At 69.8% G+C, this 10,377-nt stretch carries 10 protein-coding genes; 5 read left to right on the top strand and 5 right to left on the bottom strand.

The window, feature by feature from the left end:
• The first annotated feature begins 60 nt into the window (after positions 1-60).
• The 3 genes from ACFZB3_RS32860 to ACFZB3_RS32850 are packed head-to-tail and all read left to right on the top strand — an operon-like array spanning position 61 to position 3,374.
• Positions 61-1,035, top strand: coding sequence for an ABC transporter permease subunit (locus tag ACFZB3_RS32860; RefSeq protein ID WP_391381821.1), 975 nt, complete (start codon positions 61-63; stop codon positions 1,033-1,035).
• Complete coding sequence (locus ACFZB3_RS32855) at positions 1,032-1,874, top strand: ABC transporter permease subunit (RefSeq protein WP_391381818.1); 843 nt, start codon at positions 1,032-1,034, stop codon at positions 1,872-1,874. Before ACFZB3_RS32860 ends, ACFZB3_RS32855 begins: the two co-directional genes overlap by 4 nt.
• A gap of 9 nt (positions 1,875-1,883) precedes the next feature.
• The gene (locus ACFZB3_RS32850) at positions 1,884-3,374 is read left to right on the top strand and encodes a glycoside hydrolase family 3 N-terminal domain-containing protein (RefSeq protein WP_391381816.1); all 1,491 of its coding nucleotides are present in this window, start codon (positions 1,884-1,886) and stop codon (positions 3,372-3,374) included.
• Between the two features lie 106 nt (positions 3,375-3,480).
• Here the strand turns inward: ACFZB3_RS32850 and nagB are convergent, their stop codons facing one another.
• Positions 3,481-4,266 carry a glucosamine-6-phosphate deaminase gene (gene nagB, locus ACFZB3_RS32845; protein ID WP_391381814.1) on the bottom strand — a complete coding sequence of 262 codons (786 nt, stop codon included), beginning with the start codon at positions 4,264-4,266 and terminating at the stop codon, positions 3,481-3,483.
• 630 nt (positions 4,267-4,896) lie between these two features.
• On the opposite strand from nagB, the gene ACFZB3_RS32840 reads away from it, so the two are divergent.
• A complete protein-coding gene (locus ACFZB3_RS32840; RefSeq protein ID WP_391382164.1) occupies positions 4,897-6,363 on the top strand; it encodes a histidine kinase N-terminal domain-containing protein in 1,467 nt (488 codons plus the stop codon).
• 178 nt (positions 6,364-6,541) lie between these two features.
• Here the strand turns inward: ACFZB3_RS32840 and ACFZB3_RS32835 are convergent, their stop codons facing one another.
• Complete coding sequence (locus ACFZB3_RS32835) at positions 6,542-6,799, bottom strand: WhiB family transcriptional regulator (protein ID WP_010353616.1); 258 nt, start codon at positions 6,797-6,799, stop codon at positions 6,542-6,544.
• A 320-nt stretch (positions 6,800-7,119) separates the two neighbouring features.
• Complete coding sequence (locus ACFZB3_RS32830; protein ID WP_391381812.1) at positions 7,120-8,088, bottom strand: diacylglycerol kinase family protein; 969 nt, start codon at positions 8,086-8,088, stop codon at positions 7,120-7,122.
• 116 nt (positions 8,089-8,204) lie between these two features.
• On the opposite strand from ACFZB3_RS32830, the gene ACFZB3_RS32825 reads away from it, so the two are divergent.
• Positions 8,205-8,645, top strand: coding sequence for a hypothetical protein (locus ACFZB3_RS32825; protein WP_391381810.1), 441 nt, complete (start codon positions 8,205-8,207; stop codon positions 8,643-8,645).
• A gap of 18 nt (positions 8,646-8,663) precedes the next feature.
• On the opposite strand, the gene ACFZB3_RS32820 is transcribed toward ACFZB3_RS32825, so the two are convergent.
• Together ACFZB3_RS32820 and ACFZB3_RS32815 are read right to left on the bottom strand one after the other, a co-directional pair.
• Positions 8,664-9,776 carry a SigB/SigF/SigG family RNA polymerase sigma factor gene (locus tag ACFZB3_RS32820; protein ID WP_391381808.1) on the bottom strand — a complete coding sequence of 371 codons (1,113 nt, stop codon included), beginning with the start codon at positions 9,774-9,776 and terminating at the stop codon, positions 8,664-8,666.
• Positions 9,773-10,186: an anti-sigma regulatory factor gene (locus ACFZB3_RS32815; RefSeq protein WP_004925829.1), complete on the bottom strand. Its 414-nt coding sequence runs from the start codon at positions 10,184-10,186 to the stop codon at positions 9,773-9,775. The genes ACFZB3_RS32820 and ACFZB3_RS32815 overlap by 4 nt, the downstream gene beginning before the upstream one ends.
• Positions 10,187-10,377 lie beyond the last annotated feature (191 nt).

The raw sequence follows: 10,377 nt of genomic DNA, 5'->3' as shown, positions 1-10,377 counted from the left end.
CGCCCCTGACGGGGCGCGGGGCTGCTGGCGGCCTCTCTCGATCTGCTTGAGGAGCGCACGATGAGTGCCGTTGATACGACCACACCGCCCAAGGTGCCGGCACCTCCACCGGACTCCCCGCAAAGACCACGCGCGAACCGGCGCTCGGGCGGCCCCGCCGTCCCCTGGCTGCTGCTCGCCCCCTGCCTGCTGATCCTGGCGCTCGTCCTCGGCTACCCGCTCTACCGGCTGGTCACCCTCTCCTTCCAGCAGTTCGGGCAGACCCAGCTCTGGGGGTTCAAGCCGGCCGAGTGGGTCGGGTTCGGGAACTTCTCCAAGGTGCTGGGCGACAGCGAGTTCTGGCAGGTCGTGCTGCGCACGATCTTCTTCGCGGCCGGCTGCGTCATCTTCACCATGGTCGTCGGCATGCTCGTCGCCCTGCTGCTGCAGCGCGTCTCCGGCTGGGTGAAGACGCTGGTCAACATCGCGCTGGTGGCCAGCTGGGGCATGCCGGTCATCGTCGCCACCACGGTCTTCAAGTGGCTCTTCGACTCCGACTACGGCATCCTCAACGCCCTGCTCAGCAAGCTCCCCGGGGTCGAGATGGTCGGCCACAACTGGTTCGCCAGCGGGCCCGAGGGACTCGCGGTGATCATGCTCCTGGTGGTCTGGGGAGCGGTCCCCTTCGTGGTCATCACCCTCAGCGCCGGACTCACCCAGGTCCCCAAGGAACTGGAGGAGGCCGCCCGCCTGGACGGCGCCGGCCCCTGGGGCGTCTTCCGCTACGTCACGCTGCCCATCCTCAAGCCGGTCATCGTGATGCTCACGACGCTCTCGGTCATCTGGGACATGGGCGTCTTCCCGCAGGTCTTCGTGATGCGCGGCGGCCACCCCGAGGCCGAGTTCCAGCTGCTGACCACCTGGTCCTACGACCGCGCCTTCGTCGTCAACGACTACGGGCAGGGCTCCGCGATCGCCCTGCTCACCGTGCTCCTCCTGCTCGGCGTCGTCGCCGTGTACATGCGCCAGATGCTGAAGATCGGAGAGGTCGAATGAGCACCGTCGCCACCCCCGGCCGCAGGAAGGCCAAGGCCGGCTGGAACCTCCTCGGCCTCCTCGTCTTCCTGATCTCGGGCTTCCCCGTCTACTGGATGCTGAACACGGCGTTCAAGCCGGCCAAGGACGCCATCGACCCGGACCCGAGCCTGCTGCCCACCGGCATCACCCTGTCCAACTTCAGCCGCGCGCTGGACATCGCCGACTTCTGGGGCCCGGTCGGCCGCAGCCTGATCGTGTCCCTCTCCGTCGTGGTGATCGGCATGGCCGTCGGCCTGCTGGCCGCCCTGGCCATCTCCCGGTTCGCCTTCCGCGGCCGGAAGATCGTGATCGTCGGCATCCTCGCGGTCCAGATGATCCCGCTGGTCGCCATGATCATCCCGGTCTTCCTGCTCCTGAACGACCTGGACCAGTACGACAAGCTCAGCGGCCTGATCATCACCTACCTGACGTTCATCCTGCCGTTCACGGTGTGGACCCTGCGCGGCTTCATCGTCAACATCCCGAAGGAGCTGGAGGAGGCCGCCATGGTCGACGGCTGCTCCCGCACCGGCGCCTTCGTCCGGGTGGTCTTCCCGCTGCTCGCCCCCGGCCTCGTCGCCACCTCGGTCTACGGCTTCATCCAGGCCTGGAACGAGTACCTCTACGCCCTGATGCTGCTCAGCCAGGACCACCAGACGGCGACCGTCTGGCTGGCCAACTTCACCACGCAGCACGGCACCGAATACGCCCCGATGATGGCCGGCGCCACCATGCTCGCCGTGCCGATCGTCGTCCTGTTCCTCCTCGTCCAGCGCAAGATGGCCGCGGGTCTCACCGCGGGCGCCGTGAAGGGATAACCCCATCCGATGACGACATTCGCCAGCGGTACGGACACACTCACGCGCGACGCGCTGACGGTCCTCCAGCCGGGCTTCACCGGCACCACCGCCCCCGACTGGGTACTGCGCCGACTCGGCGAGGGCCTCGCCTCGGTGGGCGTGTTCGGCCGCAACATCATCTCGGCCGAGCAGCTCTCGGCCCTCACCGCCCAGCTGCGCGCCGAGCGGGACGACGTCCTGGTGGCGATCGACGAGGAGGGCGGTGACGTCACCCGTCTGGAGGTGCGCACCGGATCCTCCTTCCCCGGCAACCACGCCCTCGGCGCCGTCGACGACCCGGAGCTGACCCGGCAGGTCGCCCTCGAACTGGGCCGCCGCCTCGCCGCGTGCGGTGTCAACTTCAGCTGGGCCCCGGTCGCCGACGTGAACTCCAACTCCGCCAACCCGGTCATCGGGGTCCGCTCCTTCGGCGCCGACCAGGACCTGGTCGCCCGCCACACGGCGGCCTACGTCACCGGCCTCCAGGCGGCCGGGGTGGCGGCCTGCACCAAGCACTTCCCGGGCCACGGCGACACCGCGGTCGACTCCCACCTCGCCATGCCCCGCATCGACGCGACCGCCGAGGTCCTGCACGCCCGCGAGCTGGCGCCCTTCCGCGCGGCCATCGCCGCCGGCACCCGCGCCGTGATGAGCGCGCACATCCTGGTCCCCGCCCTGGACCCGACCCGTCCCGGGACGCTCTCCCACCGCGTGCTCACCGGGCTCCTGCGCGGCGAACTCGGCTACGACGGCCTGATCGTCACCGACGGCATAGAGATGCAGGCCATCGCCGGCACCTACGGCATCGAACACGGCACCGTCCTGGCGCTCGCCGCCGGCGCCGACGCGATCTGCGTGGGCGGCGGCCTCTCGGACGAGGAGACGGTACGACGGCTGTGCGACGCCCTGGTCGCCGCGGTCCGCTCCGGCGAACTCCCCGAGGAGCGCCTGGCGGACGCGGCACGGCGGGTGCGGGCCCTGGCGACCTGGACGGCCACGACGGAGGTGGCCAAGCCGGACCCGGCCCTCACCGACATCGGCCTCGTCGCCGCCCGCCGCGCGCTTCATGTGACGCGCGTCGACCCCTACACGCCCCCGGCCGAGCCGCTCTTCGTCGCCTCCCTCACGCCCGAGACCAACATCGCCGTGGGCACGGAGACCCCGTGGGGCGTGTCCGCCGAACTGACCCGCCTCGTGCCCGGCACCGAGACCGGCAGCTTCGCGGGCGAGGACGCGGGCCACGCGGCGATCGTGGCGGCGGGGGAGCGCCGTATCGTCGCGGTGGTCCGGGACGAACACCGGCACCCCTGGATGACCGGGGCCCTGGACATCCTGCTCAAGGCCCGCCCCGACACGATCGTGGTGGAGATGGGCATACCGCAGGCCGCGCCCCGGGGCGCCCTGTACCTCGCGACGCACGGCGCGGCCCGGGTCTGCGGAGTCGCGGCGGCGGAGGTCATCGCGGGCGTGAGCGGCTAGCACACCCCGCACCCAGTTCCCCGCGCCCGAAGGGGCGCGGGGAACTGCGCGAGCAACCCCCACCCACGGTCAGCCCGAACCGAACCGGGCCCGGCAGGCGGATCCGCTAGATCCCCTGCCACTCCGGCTTGTTCACGAAGGTGTACCGGAAGTAGTCCGCGAACTTCAGCTTGGACGCGGCGGCCTCGTCGACCACCACCGTCGCGTGCCGGTGCAGCTGCAGCGCCGAGGCCGGGCACACCGCGGCGACCGGCCCCTCCACCGTCGCCGCGACCGCGTCGGCCTTCCCCTCACCCGTGGCCAGCAGCACCAGGTGCCGTGCCTCCAGGATCGTCCCGATCCCCTGGGTGATGACGTGGTGCGGGACCTGCGCGATGTCCCCGTCGAAGAACCGCGCGTTGTCGACCCGGGTCTGCTCGGTCAGCGTCTTGATCCGGGTCCGCGAGGCCAGCGAGGAACACGGCTCGTTGAACCCGATGTGCCCGTCGGTCCCGATCCCGAGCAGCTGCAGGTCCACACCGCCCGCCATCGCCAGCTCCGCGTCGTACGCCTCGCAGGCGGCCTGTACGTCCTCGGCCGCGCCGTCGGGGCCGAGGAACGCGTCCATCCCGATCCCGAGCGGCTCCAGCACCTCGCGCCGCAGCACCGACCGGTACGACTCCGGATGGTCGGCCGGCAGCCCCACGTACTCGTCGAGCTGGGCTATGCGCGCCCGCGAGGCGTCCACCGCACCGGCGCGGACCTTCGCGGTGAGCGCCTGGTAGATGGGGAGCGGGGTCGAGCCGGTGGCCACCCCGAGCAGCGCGGCCGGCTTGTGCCGGAGCAGCTGAGCCATGGCCTCGGCGATCAGCTCGCCACCCGCGGCGGCGTCCGGAACGATGACAACTTCCACGCTGGGCCTGCCGTTCTGAAGAGGGCTGGAGGGTCTGGAAGGTCTATGTGGTTTAGACCAATCTGATGGGACCAATCTAACAGAACCGACCCCTGTCACCACGGGCCGGACGCAGGAAAAGGGGATAAGTGCGAGGTTACGTGAATGCGTCAGATAGGGTGAATTGAGGAAAATTTCCGCGGCGGGGGGCCGTCCGCCGCCGGGCCGCGGAAAATTGCCCCGGACATCCGGCCCCACGGCCGTCCCCGGCGGGCTACGCTGCGATCGCATCAACTGTGAACAGTCTCCAACGCATGGACACACACCGTGGTCTAGTCCACAATTGCGTACGAGGGCTGAACGAGTACGGCATCAGCCGTACGGCACAGTCACACTCTTCCGTCTTCCCCGCACAGGAAGGCGGACCGAGGAACCGGAGCTCTCTGCCCTGACTGCCCCGGATCCTCACCTTCGGCCGACCGGGACCGCACACCCCGCGGCCGTTGCTGCTCCGGGCTGCGGTGCCGGGAGGGTTGAGGGTCCCTCTCAGGCGCCGCGGCCCGCGGGTGTTTCCGGCCCCGCCCTGCTCCGCCTTCCCGCCGATTTTCGGCCATCCACATACCGCCAGGTACGCTCACAGACGTGCCCTCCATGAACGAACTGGTCCGCCAGCACACCGCCCTCGACGACTCCGACCTCGAGTGGCTCCATCTGCTGGTCTCGGAGTGGCAGCTGCTCTCCGACCTCTCCTTCGCCGACCTGGTCCTGTGGGTCCCCACCCGGGACGGCACCCGGTACGTCTCGGTGGCGCAGATGCGCCCCAACACCGGCCCCACCTCCTACCAGGACGACATGGTCGGCCACCTGGTCCCGCGCGGCCGCCGGCCCATGCTGGACATCGCCCTGGACGAGGGCCGGATCGTCCGCGAGGGCGACCCGGAGTGGCGCGAAGAGGTCCCCGTACGGGTCGAGTCCATCCCGGTGCGGCGCGAGGGCCGGGTCCTCGGGGTCATCGCCCGCAACACCAACCTGCTGACTGTGCGCACCCCGAGCCGCCTGGAGCTCACCTACCTCCAGAGCGCCTCCGACCTCGCGCAGATGATCGCTGCCGGATCGTTTCCCTTCCCGAACCAGCAGGTCGACATGGACGCCTCGCCGCGCGTCGGCGACGGCCTCATCCGGGTCGACGGCGACGGCATCGTCCAGTACGCCTCCCCGAACGCCCTCTCCGCCTACCACCGCCTCGGGCTCGCCGCCGACCTGCTCGGCCACCACCTGGGACAGACCACCGCCGAACTCGCCCCGTCCAAGGGGCCGGTGGACGAGGCGCTCGCCAAGCTCGCCAGCGGCTGGGCGCCGCGCGAGTTCGAGATCGAGTCCGAGGACGGCGTCATCCAGTTCCGGGCGATCCCGCTCAAGCCCAAGGGCACCCGCATCGGCTCCCTGGTACTGCTCCGGGACGTCACCGAACTGCGCCGCCGCGAGCGGGAGTTGATCACCAAGGACGCGACCATCCGGGAGATCCACCACCGGGTCAAGAACAACCTCCAGACGGTCGCGGCGCTGCTGCGCCTGCAGGCCCGGCGCATCGAGTCGGAGCGCGGCCGGGAGGCCCTGGAGGAGGCCGTACGGCGGGTCGGCTCGATCGCGATCGTGCATGAGACGCTGTCTCAGAACCTGGACGAGCGCGTCGAGTTCGACGAGATCGCCGACCGGGTCCTCGCGATGGTCGCCGAGATCTCGCCGGGCAAGGTCAGGGGCCGGCGCACCGGCCGCTTCGGGATACTCGACGCCGAGGTGGCCACCCCGCTGTCGATGGTGCTCACCGAAGTCCTGCAGAACGCCCTGGAACACGGCTTCCGCGAGGGCGACACCGGCACCGTCGAGGTCACGGCGGTCCGCGGCGGCACCACCAAGGAGGCCCGGCTGCTCGTCACCGTCCAGGACGACGGCGTCGGTCTGCCCGAGGGCTTCGACCCGCACCGCTCCGGAAACCTCGGGCTGCAGATCGTACGGACGCTGGTGGAGGGCGAGTTGGGCGGCACGTTCGACATGGTGCCGGCGCCGGAGCGGGGGACCCGGGTGATCCTGGACGTGCCGGTGCGCCCGCAGAAGTAGTCCGGTTCGGGGCGCGCACAGCAAAGAGCCCCGGACCTGGTGGGTCCGGGGCTGCTCGCTCGTTGCTGCTCTTACTGCTAAGCGCATCGGGGGTACTGCGCGCTGCGGCTCGGGGGCGGGAGATGCGTACTCGCTGTACGCGCCGCCAAGCTCAGGCTGTCACCAGGGGTGGGACTTGTCAGGCGGTGGCCTGACGGGCCCGGTTGCGGGCGGCACGGCGCTTCATCGCGCGACGCTCGTCCTCGCTGAGACCACCCCAGACGCCGGAGTCCTGGCCGGACTCAAGCGCCCACTGCAGACACTGATCCATAACGGGGCAGCGCCGGCAGACGGCCTTGGCTTCCTCGATCTGCAGCAGCGCAGGACCGGTGTTGCCGATGGGGAAGAAGAGCTCGGGGTCTTCCTCGCGGCAAACGGCGTTGTGACGCCAGTCCATGGCTGCTACCTCTCCTTGGTATTACATGCACGTTGCTTGTGAATGTGAACGCTTTCACGAATCCCTCAACAAGTGAAGGGCCGACCGCCAGGTTCCCTGGCAGGGGTCCTGTGAGTTGAAGGGGGATTCCGGTGATCAGCGGACGCCGGTGTTGCGGGCTGTCCCGACCGCCACGTAGAGCCTCGCAAACCTCAGCGACGGATACAACCCCTTCCGGAAAGTTTTTTTTGATTCCTCGGTGTCGACTGGGTCACAGCCGTACTTCCATGGGGTGGATCCTGGCCTAAACGTTCGAGTGAAAGGACTTTAGCCCGTTCCGCTCACACAATCACACGCAGTGCGCGGCGTACGCCTGTGAACGTCACGCTCGTACGCAGTCCTAGGTGGTCGCCGTCCATCTGAAGGGGGAGGGGGACCTTCGAATGCAAGGTGAACTGGTCCAGATCGTGCAGGGACACCGCGTGCTTGCCGTGGGGTCCCTTCTCGGGGGACGAAGTGAGCAACTGCGTCCCATACCGGGCAGCCGCGGCCGTCGACAGGCGGCTGAGACCGAGTACGTCGATGCCTTTATCGAACGAGGCCTTAGGCGACGTGTACATCGGACGATTGCCGAGATACGTCCAGGGCGAGGTGTTGCAGACTATCGCCACGACAAGATCATTGATCGGGTCGGCGCCGGCCCGCTCCAGTGTGATCGTTCCGTGCCGGCGGTGCTGCTCGCCGAGGAATTGCCGGACGACCTGACGAACGTACAGCGCGTGTGTGGATTTCTTACCGAGTTCGCGTTGCTGCTCGACCCGGCCGACCACGCCCGCGTCGAAGCCGAGCCCCGCGTTGAAGGTGAACCAGCGGGCCGGCACCGCCTCGTCCTCGGTGCCGGGCGTGCCGGCGGTCAGGCCCAGGCCGACGAGGCGCTGGCGTTTCTCGCGCAGCGCGTCCAGCAGGTCGCCGGTCGCCTCGACCGGGTCGTTGGGCAGGCCGAGGGCGCGGGCGAAGACGTTGGTGGAGCCGCCGGGGACCACGGCGAGGCCGGGCAGCCGGTCCGGGTCGGGGCCGTTGTGGAGGAGGCCGTTGACCACCTCGTTGACCGTGCCGTCGCCGCCGAGCGCCACGACGAGGTCGATGTCGTCGCTCTCCGCCGCGAGCCGGGCCAGGTCGCGGGCGTGGCCGCGGTACTCGGTGGTGACCGCCTCCAGCTTCACCTCGCTCGCGAGCGCGTGGATGAGGACGTCGCGCCTACGTGCGCTTGTGGTGGTAGCCGCCGGATTGACCACGAGAAGTGCACGCATGGATTGCAGCGTACCTACTGGAAAGTACCGATCCCAGACCGAGTTAGGGATCCGGTAAGAGATAGGGGCGTGAGCCTCGACACTTGTGCGTGCCGGCCGAGGGCTACCCTTCTGGGGTGAGTGAAGCACCTACGGCTGAGAAGACCGACGGAATCGAGGCGCCCCGTCCGCTGCGGCTGACGTACGCCGCCGCGCTGGTCGGGCTGGAAGGGCTCGCGCTGCTGGCCGGCGGGGTGTGGCTGGCCGTGCTCGGGGTCACCGGGGATCCGGACGACCGGGGGCAGGCGATCACCGGGGGCGTCACCGTGGTCGTGCTGGCGCTGCTGCCGCTGCTCGCGGCGCGCGGGCTGCTGCTGCGGAAGAGCTGGAGCCGGGGGCCGGCGGTGATCACGCAGATCATGGCGCTGCCGGTGGCGTACAACCTGCTGCAGGCCGACAGCATGGCGATTCCGGTGGGGATCGTGCTGGCGGTGGTTGCGGTGGCTTCGCTGGTGCTGCTGGCGAACTCCGCTACCACCCAGGCCCTCGGGATCAAGGGACCCGGGCGTAGTAGCTGATCTGCGGGGCGCTGGGAACTACTCCTCCACCAGCAGCTTCTCCCGCAGCTGAGCCAGTGTCCTCGCCAGCAGCCGGGAGACGTGCATCTGGCTGATGCCCACCTCCTGGGCGATCTGGGACTGGGTCATGTTGCCGAAGAAGCGGAGGAGAAGGATCCGCTTCTCGCGGGGCGGGAGGTCCTCCAGGAGGGGCTTGAGGGACTCGCGGTACTCGACGCCCTCCAGGGCCTCGTCCTCCGCGCCGAGGGTGTCGGCGACCGCCGGGGACTCGTCGTCGGTGTCGGGGACGTCCAGCGACAGCGTGGAGTAGGCGTTGGCCGACTCCAGGCCCTCCAGGACCTCCTCCTCCGAGATCGCGAGCTTCTCGGCCAGTTCGTGGACCGTGGGGGAGCGGCCGTGCTGCTGGGACAGCTCCGCCGTGGCGGTGGTGAGCGCGAGCCGCAGCTCCTGGAGCCGGCGCGGGACGCGGACCGCCCAGCCCTTGTCGCGGAAGTGGCGCTTGATCTCGCCGACCACGGTCGGGGTGGCGTACGTCGAGAACTCCACGCCCCGGTCCGGGTCGAACCGGTCGACCGACTTGATCAGGCCGATGGTGGCGACCTGGGTCAGGTCGTCCAGCGGCTCGCCGCGGTTGCGGAACCGGCGCGCGAGGTGCTCCACGAGCGGCAGATGCATCCGGACCAGCCGATTGCGCAGCTCCGCGTACTCGGCACTGCCCTCCTTGAGCCCGCGCAGCTCGACGAACAGGGCGCGCGCACCGCTGCGGTCCTGGGGTTCGCTGCGGTCCCGAGGCTCGTGCTGGGTCGCCTGCACCACCTCCGCGGCCAGCGCCTGGTCCTCGGCGTATCGCTCGTGCTCGCTCATCGTCCCGCCCGTCGCCCTTCCACGAGCCTTCGCCCCGGCTCGGTGCGGGGCCGCGACCCCGTTCCGCCCTTCCGGGGGCGCGCTCTGCACGGCACCCTCCAGACCGGCCGGCACGGAGGGGTCCTCCGGATGCGGCCTGGCCTGTTCCGGGATGCCGTCGATGCCGTCAGCCATGCGGCGGGAGCCGGCCCCGGGGCCTTCGCCCCCGGTCGGCAGCTCCCGTGTGCCGCGCTCTTCGTCCCGCACCGGCCCGTCCCCGTTCCTCACGCCGGCCCGGGTCCCGCGCCGCGCTGTTTGTAGAGGCTGATCGACACGGTCTTGTCCTCGTCGACGGCCGACGAGACCTTGCCCGCCAGGGCCGAGAGCACGGTCCAGGCGAAAGTGTCGCGCGAGGGGGCGTGGCCGTCCGTGGTCGGAGCGGAGACCGTGACCTCCAGCGAGTCGTCGACGAGGCGGAAGACACAGCTGAGCACCGAGCCGGGAACGGCCTGCTGGAGCAGGATCGCGCACGCCTCGTCGACAGCGATGCGCAGATCCTCGATCTCGTCCAGGGTGAAGTCCAAGCGGGCGGCGAGACCGGCCGTGGCCGTGCGCAGCACCGACAGGTAGGCACCCGCAGCCGGCAGCCGGACTTCCACGAAGTCCTGGGTCGCGGGCTCGCCTGCGATCTGGGACACCCTCACCTCCATGGTGGTACAAGCTTTTCGGGGCCGAGGGTCGCCCCCCGGGGTAACGCACTACGTGGTTCAGCGGTGACGCTACCGCGCTCCGAACTTTTCTGTCCCCGGGACCCCAACCCCCTGGCGTCACTCACAGTAAACCTGTGGATACGCTCCGTGTCTAGAGGTCTGCCTTGCCCAATTGGGAA

Source organism: Streptomyces sp. NPDC008092, from assembly GCF_042957285.1.
Lineage (GTDB): Bacteria > Actinomycetota > Actinomycetes > Streptomycetales > Streptomycetaceae > Streptomyces.
Note: the sequence above shows the minus strand (reverse complement) of the source record. Positions and strands in the feature narration are given on the sequence as shown.